This is a genomic window from Mesorhizobium australicum, assembly GCF_900177325.1.
Taxonomy (GTDB): domain Bacteria; phylum Pseudomonadota; class Alphaproteobacteria; order Rhizobiales; family Rhizobiaceae; genus Mesorhizobium_A; species Mesorhizobium_A australicum_A.
The window spans coordinates 101886-119874 of sequence record NZ_FXBL01000003.1; the positions used below are offsets into that span (position 1 = coordinate 101886).

General features: G+C 61.1%; 18 protein-coding genes. 12 read left to right on the plus strand and 6 right to left on the minus strand.

Features of this window, described 5'->3' with window-relative positions; all coding sequences use genetic code 11:
* The first annotated feature begins 133 nt into the window (after nucleotides 1-133).
* From B9Z03_RS01660 to B9Z03_RS01670, 3 genes are read left to right on the plus strand one after another with little or no spacing between them, the layout of a single operon-like run.
* Nucleotides 134-1426 (plus strand): hypothetical protein, encoded by a 1293-nt coding sequence (locus tag B9Z03_RS01660; RefSeq protein WP_085462608.1) that lies wholly within the window; start codon nucleotides 134-136, stop codon nucleotides 1424-1426.
* Between the two features lie 4 nt (nucleotides 1427-1430).
* Nucleotides 1431-1769, plus strand: a complete 339-nt coding sequence (locus B9Z03_RS01665) for an antitoxin Xre/MbcA/ParS toxin-binding domain-containing protein (RefSeq protein WP_038655373.1) — start codon at nucleotides 1431-1433, stop codon at nucleotides 1767-1769.
* Between the two features lie 8 nt (nucleotides 1770-1777).
* Nucleotides 1778-2356: an RES family NAD+ phosphorylase gene (locus B9Z03_RS01670; RefSeq protein WP_085462609.1), complete on the plus strand. Its 579-nt coding sequence runs from the start codon at nucleotides 1778-1780 to the stop codon at nucleotides 2354-2356.
* Between the two features lie 19 nt (nucleotides 2357-2375).
* On the opposite strand, the gene B9Z03_RS01675 is transcribed toward B9Z03_RS01670, so the two are convergent.
* Nucleotides 2376-3539, minus strand: a complete 1164-nt coding sequence (locus B9Z03_RS01675; protein WP_176247403.1) for a site-specific integrase — start codon at nucleotides 3537-3539, stop codon at nucleotides 2376-2378.
* 223 nt (nucleotides 3540-3762) lie between these two features.
* On the opposite strand from B9Z03_RS01675, the gene B9Z03_RS01680 reads away from it, so the two are divergent.
* The 5 genes from B9Z03_RS01680 to scpB all read left to right on the plus strand — a co-directional run bounded on the left by B9Z03_RS01680 (nucleotide 3763) and on the right by scpB (nucleotide 9559).
* Nucleotides 3763-5415, plus strand: coding sequence for a Mu transposase C-terminal domain-containing protein (locus tag B9Z03_RS01680; RefSeq protein ID WP_085462473.1), 1653 nt, complete (start codon nucleotides 3763-3765; stop codon nucleotides 5413-5415).
* Complete coding sequence (locus tag B9Z03_RS01685) at nucleotides 5412-6335, plus strand: TniB family NTP-binding protein (protein ID WP_176247382.1); 924 nt, start codon at nucleotides 5412-5414, stop codon at nucleotides 6333-6335. Before B9Z03_RS01680 ends, B9Z03_RS01685 begins: the two co-directional genes overlap by 4 nt.
* 20 nt (nucleotides 6336-6355) lie before the next feature.
* A complete protein-coding gene (locus B9Z03_RS01690) occupies nucleotides 6356-7528 on the plus strand; it encodes a TniQ family protein (protein ID WP_176247383.1) in 1173 nt (390 codons plus the stop codon).
* 391 nt (nucleotides 7529-7919) lie between these two features.
* The gene (locus B9Z03_RS01695; protein WP_085462610.1) at nucleotides 7920-8873 is read left to right on the plus strand and encodes a DUF1403 family protein; all 954 of its coding nucleotides are present in this window, start codon (nucleotides 7920-7922) and stop codon (nucleotides 8871-8873) included.
* Between the two features lie 2 nt (nucleotides 8874-8875).
* Complete coding sequence (gene scpB, locus B9Z03_RS01700) at nucleotides 8876-9559, plus strand: SMC-Scp complex subunit ScpB (RefSeq protein ID WP_085462611.1); 684 nt, start codon at nucleotides 8876-8878, stop codon at nucleotides 9557-9559.
* A gap of 20 nt (nucleotides 9560-9579) precedes the next feature.
* Here scpB and B9Z03_RS01705 read toward each other — a convergent pair whose 3' ends face one another.
* Nucleotides 9580-10104 (minus strand): RES family NAD+ phosphorylase, encoded by a 525-nt coding sequence (locus B9Z03_RS01705; RefSeq protein ID WP_085462612.1) that lies wholly within the window; start codon nucleotides 10102-10104, stop codon nucleotides 9580-9582.
* The gene (locus tag B9Z03_RS01710; RefSeq protein WP_085462613.1) at nucleotides 10101-10487 is read right to left on the minus strand and encodes a hypothetical protein; all 387 of its coding nucleotides are present in this window, start codon (nucleotides 10485-10487) and stop codon (nucleotides 10101-10103) included. The genes B9Z03_RS01705 and B9Z03_RS01710 overlap by 4 nt, the downstream gene beginning before the upstream one ends.
* 389 nt (nucleotides 10488-10876) lie before the next feature.
* Between B9Z03_RS01710 and B9Z03_RS01715 the strand changes: the two genes are divergently transcribed.
* Nucleotides 10877-11140, plus strand: coding sequence for a hypothetical protein (locus tag B9Z03_RS01715; RefSeq protein WP_085462614.1), 264 nt, complete (start codon nucleotides 10877-10879; stop codon nucleotides 11138-11140).
* A gap of 61 nt (nucleotides 11141-11201) precedes the next feature.
* A complete protein-coding gene (locus B9Z03_RS01720) occupies nucleotides 11202-12035 on the plus strand; it encodes a competence protein CoiA family protein (RefSeq protein WP_085462615.1) in 834 nt (277 codons plus the stop codon).
* Nucleotides 12036-12044: 9 nt separating this feature from the next.
* Here B9Z03_RS01720 and B9Z03_RS01725 read toward each other — a convergent pair whose 3' ends face one another.
* Genes B9Z03_RS01725 through B9Z03_RS01735 form a run of 3 tightly spaced genes read right to left on the minus strand, consistent with a single transcriptional unit; the run spans nucleotide 12045 to nucleotide 14374 of the window.
* Nucleotides 12045-13475, minus strand: coding sequence for an exonuclease domain-containing protein (locus tag B9Z03_RS01725; RefSeq protein ID WP_085462616.1), 1431 nt, complete (start codon nucleotides 13473-13475; stop codon nucleotides 12045-12047).
* Nucleotides 13476-13493: 18 nt separating this feature from the next.
* Nucleotides 13494-14012, minus strand: coding sequence for an ImmA/IrrE family metallo-endopeptidase (locus tag B9Z03_RS01730; RefSeq protein WP_085462617.1), 519 nt, complete (start codon nucleotides 14010-14012; stop codon nucleotides 13494-13496).
* Nucleotides 14012-14374, minus strand: coding sequence for a helix-turn-helix transcriptional regulator (locus B9Z03_RS01735; RefSeq protein WP_085462618.1), 363 nt, complete (start codon nucleotides 14372-14374; stop codon nucleotides 14012-14014). Before B9Z03_RS01735 ends, B9Z03_RS01730 begins: the two co-directional genes overlap by 1 nt.
* A 167-nt stretch (nucleotides 14375-14541) precedes the next feature.
* Here B9Z03_RS01735 and B9Z03_RS01740 point away from each other — a divergent pair, with 167 nt between their 5' ends.
* Nucleotides 14542-15729 carry a ComEC/Rec2 family competence protein gene (locus B9Z03_RS01740; RefSeq protein ID WP_085462619.1) on the plus strand — a complete coding sequence of 396 codons (1188 nt, stop codon included), beginning with the start codon at nucleotides 14542-14544 and terminating at the stop codon, nucleotides 15727-15729.
* Nucleotides 15726-17987, plus strand: a complete 2262-nt coding sequence (locus B9Z03_RS01745) for a Mov34/MPN/PAD-1 family protein (protein WP_085462620.1) — start codon at nucleotides 15726-15728, stop codon at nucleotides 17985-17987. Before B9Z03_RS01740 ends, B9Z03_RS01745 begins: the two co-directional genes overlap by 4 nt.
* Nucleotides 17988-17989 lie beyond the last annotated feature (2 nt).

The window sequence follows — 17989 nt, forward strand, 5'->3', positions numbered from 1 at the left end:
CCAAACGCAGAAGATAAGGATAACCGATCTATTGGGGACGTATCCGGGTCCGCCAAAATGCTCCGAGTTGCATAATGATTTCACGTATTGACAAACGTGAAATCGAAACGTAAATAGCATTAGGAGCACGAATATGAGTGAAAACGTCGTCTACCTGCATGGTCAGCCCAAACCGGTCGGCCACTTTTTGCGCGTCGGAACCAGCGGTCACCGACAGCTCGAGACCCTGTTGGGCTCGGGAAAGATGATGGTTGATCGGGTTGTGGTGGAAGCCTCCGCGGCGCTGAGGCAACATGATCTCCTGACGGCCCTCACTGACGTCGGCGGCGAACTTATCCTAGACACCAATGTCGCCGAGCTGTCGTCGATTGGCCGATTTGGTGGAGCGGCCAAGTCTGCGCCTTGGGCAAATCCTGAGAGCGTTCTGACGCCCGACGATCTACGACCAAACGCGAACCGGGACGTCATCGGCCAGATAGCCCGCTTTGCTGTGAAGCAGGGCTTTCACGCCGTACAGGCACCCGCGCATGTCCTTGAGGGCTCGACAGATCAGCTTTTTGCCCTCGATTGCGAGGCCGCCGCCGCTCTGCGCCGTGCGCTCGATGCGGAAGGAGGCAAGCACATCGGCATCGACTACCCGCTGATGATAAAGAATGCATCACTTCGCGATCCCGCTCAGCGACGGGCGTTCATAGCCGCGCTGAAGAACGTGCCGTTCGACAATCTGTGGTTCAGGGTCTCCGGCTTCGGCTCCGACGCCACACCGATGGGATTGCGGCGGTACATAGCAGCGATGATGGACTTTCACAGGTTGGAAGTTCCTATCGTGGCCGACGGAGTCGGTGGTCTTGTGGGAGTCGCCATTGCCGCTTTTGGTGCCGCCGGCGGCATTTGTCATGGCGTTGCCGAGAAGGAACGCTTCGATGCCAGTGACTGGGCGAAGCCGCCTCAGACCGGCGGCGGAGGACGCGAGAAGCGGGTTCTGATCGGCGGTCTGGATCGCCTTCTTAGCGTGAAGCAGGTCGACGCGTTGATGGCTGCGCAGGGAGCCAAACCCCTGCTGAGTTGCCACGATCGGTCATGCTGTCCGAATGGACTGAGCGACACGTTGAAGGATCCGAAGGCGCATTATCTGCGCCAGCGCGCTCGCCAGATCCGAGAACTGTCGGCGGTACCCGACGCGCGACGTCCGCAGCATTTTCTTGAAAAGGAGCTGGCTGCGGCTGAACGGGTCGCGCGGTCGGCTGCGAAGCTCAAGGTATCGGATGAAGGATTGTCGGATGTGCTGCAGCGCAGTAGCGACCGGCTGGAAAAGATGCATGCGGTTCTGGAGTCCTTGAACGGCACCATTGCCGGCCAGCCAAGGGCTCCTGTCCCACCGCGGCGGCAGGGGAGGGGTGCGAGCGTGGCCTCGCACCGCAGGTAAAAACATGAGCACAGCTGTAGCAAGAATTCTGGACGATCTTCGATCTCGGGGAGGCCTTCAGGGCAAGGACATCGCCAACATTGTCGACGTGTCGACCGCAACTGTGTCGCGGTGGTCGCACGGCAACGGCTCTCCGAATTTGCGAACCCAGACGGTCATTGCCGATCTGCGGTACGTTGTTGACCGACTCTCTGACTTTTACACCGCAGATGAGACGCGGCTGTGGCTGCATTCGCGTCATCCCCTTCTCAATAACGAGCGTGCAATTGATCTGATCAATGCGGATCGTACCCAGGAAGTCCTGGCGGTGATCGAACGCCTCGATGCCGGCGCCTACATCTGAGGCGGCGCGTGGAGCGACGAGCACGAGATCTCGAACTGCTCGACCTGCTTGATGCGCACAAGGGCGTGTCATTCGAGGGCGATGTCTGGCGCATTGTCCGTGAGGAGCGCGAACCGCTGCTCGGTTACCCAGCAGGGGCTCGCTGGGATCCGGGGGCATTTGATGTGCTCTACACGTCGCTGGAGCGGGAGGGCTCACTTGAGGAAATTCACTTCCATCTCAGCCGCCAGCCCGTCTTTCCGTCCAAAATTCGATCGGTCCTGCATCGTATTTCGGTTCGCACGCAACGAACGCTGCGGATCGCCAACCTGGCCGAACTCAAGGCGCTCGGTGTCACACCAGAGACCTATGGATCTTTGTCTTATGAGCGCACCCAGGAAATCGGCGACGCCGCCGCCTTCCTCGGGTTCGATGGCATTCTCGCACCGAGCGCTCGCTGGCCATGCCAGAACCTGGTCCTTTTTACCGAGCGCTTTACGCCGGCTGACCTAAATGTGGTCAGCTCGGAACCGGTTGATTGGGACGACTGGAAAAGACGCCGAGACTCCGAGCGAAAGCGACGCCAGCGCAAAACTGTGCCCGAGTAGGGCAGGGGAGGGGGCTTTTCTACAGCCCCGATGCCTTGGTCAGATTGACCCGAAAGCGATCGCGCCGGCGCTGGTACTTTCGAGTCATCTCGGCGCTGGTGTGGCCGAGCTGTTTTTGCACGTAGCGTTCGTCGACCTCGGCCGAAGAGGCGAGGCCTGACCGCAGCGAGTGCCCGGCGAACAGCTTTTCGCGCTGGGCCTCGGGCAGATCGCCGCGGACACCGGCGGCGAGCGCGGTACGCTTGACGAGGCGGGCGACCTCCTGGTCGTTGAGCCGCTCCGATCCGACAGACTTGCCCTGTCCGATCACCCGGCGGAACAGAGGTCCGTGGACGATACGCGCGAACTTAACCCACGTCTGAAGTGCCACCAAAGGGCAGGTTGCATCGGATGAGCCGCGCCCGACTTCGACTTCGCGCCAGCCGGTCTTGCCCCGCAGTGTCAGCAGCATGCCTTTGTCCAGAATTTCCACCCAGCCGGAAGAATCCTCGGTCTGGTCACGACCGACGTCGAGGCCGACGACTTCGGAACGGCGCAGGCCGCCGGCAAAGCCCAGAAGCAGCATGGCTCTGTCCCGCAGACCGCGCAGGGTGCCGCGGTCAAGCGTTTCCAGCATGGCGATGAGATCCTCTGGCAGTACCGCTTCCTTCTGGCGAGGCGGGGCGGCGTGCTTGTTGCGAATGCCGGCCATCACGGTGGCGATGTGCCGATCCTTGCGGTCCAGCGTTAGTCCGCGTTGGGAATAGTTCCAGGAGAGGGAAGAAAGCCGGCGTTCGATCGTCGACACGGAGTTCGGCTTCTTGTCGCCCGTCACGGTCCCGGAGGCACAGGCAGTGATGTAGAGGCCGACGGTTTGCGGGTCCGCTGGCAAGGTTTCGACACCCTGGCGCCGGCACCAGCTGGCAAAATGCTTCCAGTCCGAGGCGTAGGCACGGCGCGTATTGGTCGAGCTTGCCGCCTCGATGTAGGATCGCGCCCGATCGGCGAGGTGTTCGAGATGGCCGGGAACGTGCGGTTGTTTGCCGCCAGCGACGACCGGAAGGGGAGGAGGCAAAGCTGGTCCCGGCTCGTCGGCCGCTGCATCCTCGGAAACCCGGCCCATTTCCATGACGAGGTCGACAATGTCGGGCAGGTCGTCGGGTGCGCCTTGTTGAGACGCGGTATCGGCCGACCTCCGTGCCATAGGGACATCGTCTTCGGCGGCCGTGCTGTGGGACGGTCCGGAGGGTCGCACGCGGCGATTTTCGGGCTTCTGCTCGACGTTTTGGGCTGTCGCTCGCGTTTCATCGGCGGACGACAAGCTATTGATCTGGCGCGAATCATGTTCGGAGTTCATTGGCGGATTCTAGCCGAATCACTGGATTTTTCGTAGTATTCGATCGGACGAACTTTACAGCGAGGCTGCTGTGGTTCACGGACCCGACAAGGACACGATCGATGACACCGCCTGGAGCGAGGCGGTTGCAAGGGAAGTCGTGATCCGAAGGCTTGTGTCGCTCGACAGCCCAGGTCGGGCAGATTTCTTCCGAGCCTGCCATGAACTCGGCCTGAAGCGCACTCGGCTCTATGAACTGACCAGGGCGTATCAGGAGCATCCCGTCACGAGTTCGCTGCTGCCGCGCCCTGCGGGGACGCGGCAAGGCAGCCGCCGATTGCCGGACGAGACCGAAGCCGTGATCGCCGAAGCGGTGCGGGACTTCTACAAGACACGCCAGAAGCCGAGCATCAACCGGCTGCACAAGGAAATCCGCAGACTCTGCCGGTCGCGTGGCGTGCGCGCACCGTCCTGGCATGCGGTAAAGGCGCGGATCACGGCCATGGATCCTGCCGAACTGACCAAGGCACGGCTTGGCTCGAAAGCAGCACGTGATCGCTTCCGGCCAGTGCCGGGGGAATATACCGCGGAGTTCGCGTTCGACGTTGTCCAGATCGACCATACGCTGGTCGATGTCATCGTCGTCGATCGCCAGTATCGTCGGCCGCTGCAGAGGCCATGGTTGACGCTCGCCATCGACATCGCAAGCCGCATGGTTGCCGGGTTTTACCTGACGCTCGAGGCGCCGTCGACGGTCTCGGTGGCTCTCGCGATCCAGCATATCGTGCAGCCGAAAGAATCATGGCTCGCCGGGCTGGGGATCGATACGGAGTGGCCGATCTCCGGGTTTCCGGACGCGATTCATCTCGACAACGCCAAGGAATTCCGGTCGCGTGCCCTTCGGCGCGGCGCTGAGGAATACGGCATCGAACTCATCCACCGTCCGGTCGCCACACCCCACTATGGTGGTCACATCGAACGGCTGATCGGCACCATGATGGGCGCTGTCCATCTTCTGCCAGGCACGACGTTCAGCGACATCGACGAGCGCGGCGGCTACGATTCCGCCGCCAATGCGACGATGACGATGGATGAGCTGGAGCGGTGGATGGCGCTCGAGATCATGCGCTACCACGCCGATCGGCATGGAACGCTTGGAATTCCACCTCTGGCGGCCTGGCATGAGGCCGCGGCCCGTCGTGCCAGACCAGTACGTCATCCCCACGATCTGGCCGGTTTCATGGTCGATTTCCTTCCCAGCGTCGACCGGTTGGTGCGGCGCGACGGCATTCACCTGTTCGGTCTTCGCTACTGGGATGACGTCCTCAGCATCTGGGCCGGCCGGCTCGATCGGCCGTTGCCCGTTTCCTACGACCCACGCGATCTTTCGAGGATTTTCGTGCGTGCTCCGGACGGTAAGCGCTGGCCGATCCGCTTTGCCGATCTACGACGCCCGCCGATCACGCTTGGCGAACATCGCCGTGCCCGGACCGCCCTGCGGGAGCACGGTCTTGCGCTGGTCGACGAGCAGCTGATCTTCGAGACCATCGAGGCGCAACGCGCATTGGTCGATGAAGCGACCTTGCGAACCAGGGCGGCGCGTCAACTGGCGGAAAGGCGCGACCGAGCGCTCGGCGATGCCGCGTCAAACTCGCCGGTTGCGGCCGAGCCTGCGCAAATCGAGGATGAGCGGCCGATCGACTGGAGCAAGGTCCCCGTCTACGCCGTCGAGGAATGGTCATGAGAGGGGAGGGGACATATGAACACCTCGACGAGAGCTATCGCCGCTATGCCGCTTTGCCCGACGAAGAGCGCATTGCCTGGATCAAGGCCGACCGCTGGATCGGGTTCGAGCAGGCGGAGGCGGCACTCGTCCGCCTAAATTCCCTACTGGACTATCCGCCACGCGACCGCATGCCCTGCCTCTTGATCTATGGCGACACAGGCATGGGCAAGACCAAGATCATCCGCAAATTCGAGCGTGCGCATCCGGCCACCTTCTGCCAATCGACCGGCGTTACGACGAGGCCTGTCGTCTTGGCGCAGGTGCCCTCGGAACCGATCGAGCGCGATCTCTACCGGGAATTGCTGGCCAGCGTGCAAGCCCCGGCGCTCGTCGGCGGCACACTTGCCCGGGAGAAGGACATCTGCCGCTCGCTGCTGCGCACCGTCGGCGCCAGGATGATCGTGCTCGACGAGGTCAACGGCATGCTGGCGGGGACCTACCGGCAACAGCGGGTTTTTCTGAATGCCCTGCGGTTTCTCGCAAATGACCTGAGGGTTCCGCTTGTCTGCGCCGGCACCGATCTGGCGCGACAGGCCTTGCTCACGGACGCGCAACTCGCCGAGCGCTTCGAGGCGTTTCACCTAAAACCCTGGAAGAACGACCATGCCCTTGCGCGGCTCTTGAAGAGCCTGTCCCGTATCCTGCCCCTGCGCGCGCCTTCCGACCTCGAAAGCGCCGCGGTTCGTGAGCGGATCCATGTGCTCACCAGCGGCGTCACGGCCCGGATTTTTCGATTGATCGAAACGGCGGCTGAGGAGGCGATCCGGTCGGGGAGGGAACGGCTCGACCTTGTGAGCTTCGGCGATGATCTCGTGCTGCCGCTTGTGTCGATGACGCAGTCGGCGCGCCGGCGGATGCCGCAGGCGGCAGTCGGTTGATGGGGCCGGGTCGTCTCCCCATGGCGCCGCGGCCCCGTCGTGACGAATTGCTGTCATCCTGGATGGCGCGGGTGGCATGCCGTTATGGTCTTACAGCGGAAGAGCTGGCGGGCCATTTCGCCGGCGACGGAAACAGCTTTTCCACGCCCACGCCCACGCCCACGACGATCGACGACCGAGCTCCGACCGTGGATCAGGCTCAGGCATGGGCGCGGGCCTGCGGTGTCGACCCCGAGCGACTGCAGCGTTTGTCGTTGAGCTGGCGCTACCCACTACGAGCTCGAGCATGGTACGTGAGCAGGGGACCGGAATGGACGCCGTCGATAGTGACCGGGTCGACCCCGGTCTGTCTCGCCTGCTTCGCTGCCGATCAATCCGCGGGGCGCGACGGCTATTTGCGGGCCGGCTGGATGCTCGCCGAACGTTGCATCTGCCCAACTCATGGCGAGTTGCTGCTCGATCGCTGCCTGTCATGCCACCGCCGTCTTTCCGTGGCTTTCCGCCTGCTCGACGGTCGCGCGCGGCCTGTTTGCAGCTCTTGCGGCGTGATTTTGGCCGATAGGGGAGGGGAGTGCGACCGGCACGACCGTAACCTTATGCGGTGGACGCTTGCCGTCCAGCAGCGGATCACCGCAAGCGTCGATCACGAAAATCCCGCGCGGGGGCAGTTCGAGAAGGCGCTTGCGATGCTTTGGGCGCCGCTCGACCACCCCGCTGCAGCGCGACCCGTGCTGGCGCTTTGGTTCAATGAAGCGGGCTGGCGCTGTCCCTATGATGTCCGGCATGCCGTCGGCGCCGATGCGCCGGTCGGCCAGTTGCCGGCACGGTGGCGTTTCCTCACGCTGCTTGCCCTCAACGATATCTTCGGCGCCGACCCGCGCGTTGACGGTACGTCGCCGCCTGCCGCCGCCCACCTGGTGCGGCGGGCCGCGCCACGGCGGGAACGGCTCTCAAGGTCGAGCCGACGGCCGCATGTCCAGCTACAGAAGCGCTCCTCGGCCGAATACGAGCGCCTGGCGCGTCAAATTCTGGCTGATCCGCGCTGGATCGCCGCCGAAAAGCTGCCACGGCGGAAACGGGAGCGTGTTCGAGCAGGCCTGATCGATGCCGCGCTTGCCGGGAACGCGGCGGCACTCGGGGCAAGGCTGTCGCCCCGGCCGCGGAGCGACGGGCAGGCGATTCAGATATCGTGAGACTACGCGCCGTGTTGCGGAGTCTCACAATTCCGACTCAGCCAGTTTCACAATTGCGCTCGAGGAATCTCATAACCGTGCGCGAGATTTCGATCGGAGGCACGATTGACGCCTATTCTGGCGCTCTGCTCGACGAGAGAGGCCATTCCTCGGCAAGGGGTCCGGGAATTGGCCGCAAACCAGGTCCGCTCAATGAACGCGAATTCTCGTCGATCTGACGCCTAAAGGAGGCTGTCCGGCGATGAAAAACGAGCCACAAAGTGCTGAGATAGGCATCATTCAAATACGAATGATAATGCAACATTATCGTTCATTTATGTCAAACGACATGCTGTGCGTTTTTACGCGAAGATGATGGTGTAAAGCGCACCATCGATTTATCATCCATTGCATGATTCGAACGGACCCATCGGCCGTTTTCCCACCCTCGCCACCGCGTGTACCCGTGTGGGCACTGCCGGGCGGGCCGGTCGAGCATGACACCGATGCCGCCTTTTGTGCCGGCGCCGCTCTGAATTCGCTCGACTTTTTGCTCCGCTCTGACCCCACCTGGGCCGGCGCCTGGCGCCAACGCCTCGCCCTGAAATGCGCTTCCGCTGCCGTCCGTCTCGCCGGCCGTTCGGAGGACGAGGCGGCGTTGCGCGACGCCTGGTACCTGCGTCCGTCCGGCAGCGACCCCGGCCCCGCCGGCAATCTTTTGGCCGCGTGGCGGCAGCTGGCATCACGGGCGCCGGCAATCGATGCGACAAGCCTGGCCGAAGTGGTCAACCTGCTCGGCCTGCGCTGGGACGATGGTTTTGCCGAGCTTCCGGGCGCGATCGACGAGCTGGCCCGTTCCGGACGGCCGGCACCCTTTGCCGCTGCCGCGATAGCCGGCCGGGTTGTTGCAGTGTCGCCAGGGGCGGAATTGCTGGCCTGGTGGTGCGCCGATCTTTTGCTGGCGCAAAAGCTGCGCTGGCCAAAGCCGGTGCCGCTGCTGATGGCGCAGGTTTTTGCGCCGGCGTTTAGGGCGACGGGCCATGGCGCGAAAAGAGTCCGACCGGGAGGAGAAGAAATAGAGCGCGCACTGTGCCTGGCGCTGTCGCAGGGTGCGGACGATGCTTTGCGACTGGCTTTGGACCTGTCGCGGCGCGCCGAACGACTTGCGGTGGTCGCACCAAAGCTGCGTGCCAAGGGGGCCGGGGAGGTGATCCGACGTTTGCTGGAGGATGACGCCGTGCCCGGCTCGCTGACAACAAAAGCTCTGTCTCGCTTTGGGGCGCGGCGGCTGTTCGAGCGGCTGCAGACATTCGAGGCGGTGCGAGAGCTGTCCGGCCGCGACTCCTTCCGGCTGTTCGGGCTGTAACGATGGTCGAATCCGCCGCACGCAAAGGACAAAAAAATGAGCAGCCAGCGCTGCTCGACACCGAACTCGAGCACCTGCCGCCGGAGCTGCGCTGGCGCGAATGGATGGGCCGGGTCGAAGCGGTGATCTTTGCCGCCAGTACGCCGGTGACCCGCGAGACGCTGGTACGGGTTGTCGGCAGACACTGCAATATCGAGCTGATCATCGACGACATCCGCGCCGAGCTGGCCGGCCGGCCCTATGAGCTGGTCTCGGTCGCCGGCGGTTGGCAGCACCGCACCAAAAAGGCCTTTGGCGACGTCATTCGTGCCGCCACAGGCCAGGGTGACTCTTCGCGTCCATTGTCCCAGTCAGAGGCGCTGGTCTTAATGTGCATCGCCTATTTCCAGCCGATCACTCGCGGCGAGCTGTCGTCATTCTTCGGCAAGGAGGTGTCACGCGACATGATCGGGGTGTTGCGATCGCAGGATTTGATAGCTTCTGGTCCGCGTTCGCCGCAGCCCGGCGCGCCTTACACCTATGTCACCACCAAGGCGTTCCTGTCGTACTTCGGCTTCGACACGCTCCGCGACCTGCCGGATTTCGAGGCGCTCGAAGATGCCGGATTACTATCCAAGGAAAAGCTGCTCGCAGGCGATATTCCGGTGGGGCTGCCGAGCGGGGAGGGTGACGATCTAAGCGGATAGGCTTCGCCCTTCTCCGCAACTCACGTCCAGGACGATTGATCGCGTGGCAAACGATGATCGGGATCGTGGACTTCGATCGCATCGCCTGCGACAAGATTGGCTGGAAAGATCACGAGGTTCGTTCCACCGGCATGACGCAGCGACGGAAACAGAATACCGCGAAGCCCGGCGGTGATCACCTCGTCCGCCAGCTTCCATGACGGCGGCATCTTCCTATCGATGCGGGCGATCCGGCGCCAGGCACAATCCCATTCGCTCCAGGGGTCGTCCCAGACATCCGGGTCGAAGCCGTGCGAGAGATCGGCAACCTCGGCCAATGTGACCTTGTAAGCGGCAAGCGTCGCTGGCGGACTGATGCTGGCGCCTTGCTTGTACTCCTCAAGTGCCGTCCGTGGTGCCTGCGAAAGATAAAGCGCTTCGACACCCGGCCTGTTGAAGCGGCCACCGTCGATCGCTGCACCCGCACCGCTAGTCGGCAGAAAGGCCCATTTGGGTGTGAGATAACGGTGGAAGATGTCGTCGGGACCGATGCCGGCGATCTTCACCCGCGCGCCCCGTTCTCGAGATCCCGTATGAAAGCCAAGACCGCCTCGACCTGACCGTCGGCGACGAGTTCGGCCGCCGTGCGATGACTATAGTCGGCGATTGGCTCGTTGCGATACCAGTAGATTGCCTTGTCAACGTCGCCGGTGAGTTCGGTCGCGGCCGAGATCACTTTCACCATCTCGCGCATCCGGCCCTGCAGGCGTTCTGATGAAGGATTGCGGAGCGTGTTACGGTGGACGCCGGTCAGCTGCGCCAGATTGGCCACCTTCACGCCAAGCGCCTGCGACAGGCGCCTCGGCGAGATATAGGGCGTACGTGGCTCCTGCAGGCTATCGACAAAGCCGGAGACCATCGCATTGTGAGTCAGCAGGGCTTGGGTCATGACGAACCTCAGAGTTGACTTCGCACAATATATGCACATAAAAATGCATATCAAGTGCCCTCGCGCGCACCGTCATTTTGTTAGATTGTGTGGCTGGTATGTCGGCTTGGAGCTTGCTGACCGACAGCTACTGGAATGAAATAAGCGGACGCTCACCACTGCAGCGAGACCTTATTCGTCCTGACCGTTCGGAAATCGGAGCCCAGCCCATAAAATGCTCGCGCGACCCCATGTAGAACGCGAACACGTGTAAAAATTGACGCGCGGACGATTTCTTATCTCCTCCCAGGTCCCGGCTGTTGGGGGAGGAATCCAGCATTCGGGATGCTTCTATCTTATGCTACATCGAAGCTCGTCGCAGTGGCGACGGCGACAGCGGATGGCAAGGCATGCTGGACATTGAGAAGGACACTGCGAAAAGGATCATCGACGCGCTGGCGGGCGCCATCGACGGCAAGCCCTCTTCGGCGAAGAGTTTTAACCAACTCCCCTACGAAGACCTCGCCGACTACGGAAAATGGGGTCAGGACAACAATGACTCGAATAGGGACACGCCGCGCACGCGGGCGCTGTTCATCGCCTACGTCGTTTTCTCCGGCGGACGCATCCCGCTGCGCGGCATCAAGATGCCGAAAGCGCGCAGGAATTCGTAGTCACGCGGGACGGCTGGAGCTTCGTCGCTGACACGCTGGAAGCCCTCGGGAAGTAGCCGCCATGCAATACGCCCTGGTCGATAGAGAACGGCGCGAATCCTTTCCGGGCGGTAGGGGAGCCTGTCCGACGTGCGGATCGGCGATGATTTCCAAGTGCGGTCCGCGCATCATGCATCACTGGGCGCATTTTGGTCGGAGGAACTGCGATCCATGGTGGGAGAACGAGACGCCGTGGCACCGTGAATGGAAGAACAGGTTTCCCGAGGAATGCAGGGAGAGATCTCATGTGGCGCCCGACGGGGAAATTCACCGCGCCGACATAAAGACCCCGTCTCGGGAAACCTTCTACGAGAACCTGGTGTGGGTGGTCGACGGCAGTGTCTTTAAGCAGAACTTCGACGTCTATCACGAACTTCCGGCTCCGGAGTCCGAGTTGGGTCAGGACCTCGTGTGGGAGAAAGCCGAGCGGCACATGCACGGCACGATCGGCGGGATGTGCGTCCGTCTTTCTGAGTGCAGGCTTGAGAATCCGGAGGCGACGAAGGCGCGCGCCTGGGGCGGAACATGGCTCTTCATGCACGAGATCAGGCAGCAGGTGATAGATTCTTATCGAGGGCATCATCAATACAACTGGGTCCGCCCGCGCCGGACATGGCTAGATGCGACCTGTCCGGTCTACATCGATCTCGGCGGTGACTTCATGGCCCGGCTCGAGACCTATGACGAGTCCGGTCTCCCTTGCATCTACTGGGTGTGTAAGCGCAAGTTCGTCTGCGACGTGATGGCGACGGCCGACGCGCGAGCCGTTGCGGCCGGGGTATTGCCCATTCCGCCACTACCGACCGAACGTAGCCTCCAACATTCTATTGCCGTCGAGAGTGTTCGCAAAATATAGCGAAGGCTTTCACGAATATCCCTTCGCCGCAACTGGAAGGGCCAGTTGGGATCTGAAAGCCGCCACACGCGCGCTTCGGTTCTGAAGGTAGGTCCTGTATTGGTTTAGAAGAACGTCCGAGGCAGTTCCCGCCATCAATAGCTCGTCCGTCTCTGCCATTGCCCTGTCGAATGTGAGGCATCCCGAACCGTCGTTTATCATCTGATTTGTCAAATAACGCTCGACTTCCGCCCGCGTGGTTTTGGGCAGGACCGAGCGTGCTTCGGAATAGATGAGACGAAGCCCAAACCATCGTAGGCGCTCGTCATCAAGTGATTGGACGATGGCGAAGCGTTCCTCCCAGCGTACATCGTGAAACGCGGCCATACGTGCCTCGTCGTCACGGCTAGGAAATCCGTTGTAGATGCGCTCTTCAATATGCGGAGATAAAGGGTAGGGCTCGCGCGAGGCGACATAAGCCGCGACAAGCCGCGCGCAAAAAGCCGGGTCGGCTTTCACCTGACGTGCTTTGTCTTCAAGGCCGCTGATCTCACATTCGTTGAGTACATGCCCAGGGGCGTCGAGGAGTGCTGTCAAAGTAGGAGCGGCGTTAATTCTGAGGCTGCGGATCGGACAGGGTTTCACGGCCAGGCAGTTCCGCAATTCGACGTCATTCATCGCCGCGAGTTGGCTCAAATCAGCGTTAAGGTTCAGACAAAGCCGGCCATTGGCTTGATCTGGATCAGAACCGATGCTGGTGACCGCAGCATGATAGGCCTGACCACCGAAAAATTCGGTGAGCACGAAGCCATCTTCAGCCTCAACGAAATCGGCGACGGCTGCCTTGTTGGAGAAGCGCACAAAGCGCTGCCATAGCTCCGGTGATCTTTGATAGACGAGGCGGCAAAGTTCGACAGTTGCTAGAACGTCGGACAGCGCATCATGCGCTCGCGTCTGGGCAACACCGTTCGCCGCCGCTAGCTCCTGTAGGCGGAAAGTTCGGCGACCTTCCGCGCTAAGTGGTACGACGAGTTGCACCGGCGACACAGCATCGGCGGCCATCACGAGGCCAAGCGCGTCGGCCCGACAATTTCGATGGTTGCTCGTGAGGAAGGCGGGATACAGGCACTGAAACAGCGCGTGCCGAAGCATCTCTTCGTCGAAGCGAATGGAGTTGAAGCCTACGAAGATCGCTGGGCTCCAGGACATCAGCGCGTTTCTGATTTGTCCGACCATCGTATAGTGCGATGGCAGATTTGCATCCGTTAGCTGTTCAATGGGGAGCCCGTTGGTAAGTAGGGCTGCCGGATGTGGAAGCACGTGAGGGAGCAGTCGAGACCGCACTTCGAAGCGTGCCACTTCGTTCAGATTTGCGTCAGTCTTGATAGCCGCGAAATGAAGAATCTGATCGAATCCGCGTTTGAGCCCTGTCGTCTCTGTGTCGAAGAAGACGAAGCTCATTCGCTGCTCCCGCTGGACTCAGAACCGACTTAGTCGAAACCGCATGGCTGCGGGGCTGACCCTAAACCGCCGAGCAAGGGCTTCGATACGAGCTTCGTCCTCGATATCCACGCCGCCACCTTCGAGTGCGGTTGCGAGAAGATCACCGGGAATGAGCAACTCAGCCGCAAAAGCGTTGGCTTGGATCTCCATTGGCTCTGTTCCGAGAGAGGAAACATCATCTCGAAACAAGACGCGGATTCCTTTGTCGACATGAACGGCCTCCCTAATCACGTCGGCATGAAGAATGTGATGAGCCAGTTCATGAGCTGCGGAGAAACGCTGTCGGTTGGGATGATGTAGGGCGTTCACGCCGATAATGCCGACCCCATCCTTGATGTAGGCCATGCCGGAAAGGTCTTCCTCGAGAGGGGCGTACTGAAGGACAATCTTTCGGGACTTGATGATCCGCTCGACCGGGACGGGTGGAGAGGAGACGCCAAACTCATGGAGAATCGCCCGCGCAGCTTCCCTGGCGCGATCCTGCTCGTCAACCATCACGATCCGGCCTTACGCCGCGGAGCCAGCACGCTGCTGATTAGATCAGCTACTTGAGCTTCTTCTTGTTCCGAAAGCGTCTGATTCGAGAGCTTTTGGTTTGAGAGCGTCATCTTGAGTTCTCCTCCAAAGGATTTCTGTGGCAGCGAGGGCAAAAGGTCGGACACCTTGGCAAAGCCGAGTGCTGCGGCAAGGGCATAGACGTGATGCAGAAGAACGTTTTGCCGCCCGCTTTCAATGTTCGCGATCGAAGCGCGGGACATCTTCACCTTGTTGGCCAACTGCGCCTGCGTCAGACCGAGTGCCTTGCGGCGGGTAGACACCGCAGTTCCGAACACCTTGTAAACCGCTTCGCCTGTCATTCGCGATGTTTGCGCTGCGCTGTCAGCAATGTCAATCTGATAAACAGTATGTGCTTAATAAGCACATTAGCGTGTCAAGCTTGACAACAATGCGATCTTGGGGAATCTCTACGAAAGATCGGTGGGCAAAGTGCTCGCCTGCTCACCTAACCGACAGGAACCGCCAGATGACTGCATCCTTGGTTTTCTTCCCCGTCGACAACGGGGACATGGCCCTTATTAAGCTCGATAACGGCCAGCACATTCTTATCGATATTAACATCCGTGCAGCTGCGGACGATCCGGATGACGATACCTACGATGTCGCCGCCGACCTGAAGGAAAGGCTGCCGCGTGACGACCAGGACAGGCTCTATGTGGACGCGTTCCTGCTGTCCCATCCGGACGGTGACCATATTACTGGTCTTAGCAGGCACTTTTACCTCGGCCCGCCGGAAGACTTTCCTGAAGACAACGAGGACGACCTGATTCTAATCAGGGAGATGTGGTCGTCCCCGATCGTGTTCCGGCGCGCCAGCGCCACGCACAAACTCGGCGAGGAAGCCAAAGCGTGGAAGAAGGAAGCGCGCCGCCGAGTAGCCTTGTACCGCGAGATCGGCGCCAGCGTCGGCGATGGCGACCGCATCCTTCTGATGGGCAAGGACAAGGATGGTAAGACCGACGATATCATGGACATCGTGATCGAGCAGTACGAGCTTATCACTCGCGTTAACAAGGGCGAAGAAGGACAGTTCGAGGGCCGACTTCTGGCACCGATGGTGGTCGAGGACGACGATGAGGAGCTGATCGACCTGCTCGAGAAGAACAACTCGTCGGTGATCATTCGCTTTTCGATCGCCGGGGACGGCTACAAGGACATGTGCCGGTTCCTGACTGGCGGCGATGCCGGCGTCGCAATCTGGGAGAGGCTCTGGAACATCCTTGACGAAGATGGCAACACCGACTGGCTCAGCTATGACGTCATGGAGACGCCGCACCACTGTTCCTGGCGCACTCTCAGCTACGACCGGTGGTCGGAACTCGGCGAGAAGGTCAAGGTCTGCGAGGAGGCCCGCAGCGCGCTTTCGCAGATCCGCGATGGCGCCGTGATTGTCGCCAGCTGCAAGCCGATCAAGAAGGACGATTCGAATCCCCCACACGAGCGGGCGAAAAGGGAATATGTATCCATGGTCGAAGGTGAATGCGACCGGTTCATCTGCACCTCCGAGTACTCGGCCGACGAAGACCGCGCGCTGGAGTTCAAGATTTACCACGCCGGGACGGCCAAGAAACTCGGCATGACGGCGAAGAAGACGGCGGCGGTGGTCGGCGTCAGTGGCATCGCGACTGCCGCAAGGGCTCACGGCCGCAAATGACCGCACAGCAATTCGAGCGGCACGCACAGCAGTTTGTGCGTGTCGCAGTCGATCATCGACAGTGTGTAGAGGCAGGCATCATCAACATCTCCGATGATCACGCCCGCGTTTATGTCGTGCTGAGCGTCGAGATGCCCTTGCCTTTTGCGTCCAAGGGATCAAGCCCAGACGGCGTGCAACTGCAGGAACGTGTCGAGATCCACATCGGCGCAGATTACCCTTGGAAGAGCCCCTCGTTCATTCTCCGGGAAGATTTTCCTCGTAACCTGCCGCATTTGTCGGCAGGCGGCGGAAAGTCGCTGCCGCGGCCTTGCCTCGTCGATGGCTCGATCGACGAGTATTTCAGCAGCTTCGGGTTGGTCGAGGTTGGGATCCTTCAACTGCTTTCGCAGATGGCGGTCTGGCTGGCCAAGGCCGCCGTCAACGGGCTGATGGATCCCGAGCATGGCTGGGAACCGGTCATGCGGTACGACCTTGACGACGTGGTGGTGGTCGACCCTGCGGCCGTCCGCGGCCGCGTCGGGCGGGACGCCGGCACGGTCTGGCTGAAATCCGATTTTTTCCGATATCGCTCAGGTCAGGGTCGCCTCAGCGGCGACGAGGTTTATCTAACCGTCAATGAGGAATTGGCGGCCTCCGTCGGCAAGCTTGGCACCTTCCCCTTCGACATCAATGTATCGGCTGCGGGGTATCCCTACGGTACGTCGATAACTGCGGTGTTCTGGGCCGCCGAGAACGTCATTGCCAATACGATCTTTCCGGAGACCATCGAGACGCTGGACGACCTCGCCGCCAGGGCAAAGGATTTCGGTTTCGGCCCGGCTTTTGACGCCTTCCTGCGCCGACTGGAAGAGCGCTGGGTATCCGCCGCCTGGACGAGCCAGGGATCCCTGCCGATCGGGGTTATCTTTTGTGCGCGGCGGCCGTTCAAACTGATTGGCAGGGATTCGAGTATCGAATTGCTGCCCTACATCTTCGACGTGTCACCACGGAAACAAAGGAAAAGCCTCTACGAGGGGGCAAGCGGCCGCCGCGCGGTCGCCGCGCGCCAGGTAGACAAGGTGTCGGCCACGCTACTGCGGACAGTCTCTGCATCGGCGGACCTTGGCAAGATCGCATTGATTGGATGCGGCAGTGTCGGCTCGAAGGTGAGTCTGCACCTCGCGCGCTCCGGTGCAACGATTACCGGACTTGCCGACAAGGGCATTTTGCAGCCGCACAATATGGCGCGGCACGCGCTGGTCAGGGATGTCCTGCCGCTTGCCAAGGCAACGGAACTGGCGTCCGAACTGTCGAAGCTCGGGCAAAACCCGAAAGTTTACCTTGAAGATGCCGCACGGGGGCTAGCGCAGGCGGCAAGTCGCGCAAAAATCGCTCCTGTGGGCACAAACTCAATTGTGAACACGACAGCGTCGCTTCTTGTGCGGGACGCCCTATCAATCGTCGCACCCGCCGATTTTCCCGCCCGGGTAACCGAGATCGCGCTGTTTGGAAGGGGAAAAGGCGCTTTCGTGCTACACGAGGGACCGGACAGAAATCCCACGCTGGCCGATTTGGAAATCGAACTCAGTGCCAAGGCAACCGACGTCGAAAGCGCTTTGCTTTTCGACGAAAAGTTTGGGCTGACCGAGATCCAGATAGGCGATGGCTGCGGGTCGTTGACCATGCCCATGACCGACGCCCGCCTCTCGGCAATGTCGGCGGCCGCCGCCGAGTTGCTCGCTGATTTCATTACGCAAGACACTGCGGGCGGTGTCATTGCTGTAGGCACTCAGGCCGTTAACGCACCGACGACGACGTGGAGGTCGATCAGCGTGCCTACAATGATGACGGTCCCTGTCGACGGCGCCGACTGGACCCTCAAGATCTCCTCCGATGTAGAAAGACGCATCAGGGAAGAAATCGCTGTTTATCCCGGCGTTGAGACCGGCGGTTTGATGATCGGCGCCTGCAGCGCCCGCACCAAGACGATCACAATCGTTGATCTGTTGTCGGCGCCGCCGGATAGCCAGCGTACCAGGTCGCTGTTCGTCCTTGGCAAGCAGGGCCTGAAGGACGCGATAATGGAACGTCACCTCCGGAGCGGCAAGCGCCTACTCGACGTCGGGACGTGGCACAGCCATCTCTCCGAACAGGGTCCATCGGCAACAGATTGGCGCACCGCAAGACAACTAGCTGCCGAGCGATCTCCGCCGGCCGTGTTACTTATCGCGACACCTAGCGTTTATTGTAGCATAGTCCACGATCGCTCAAGGTAAAC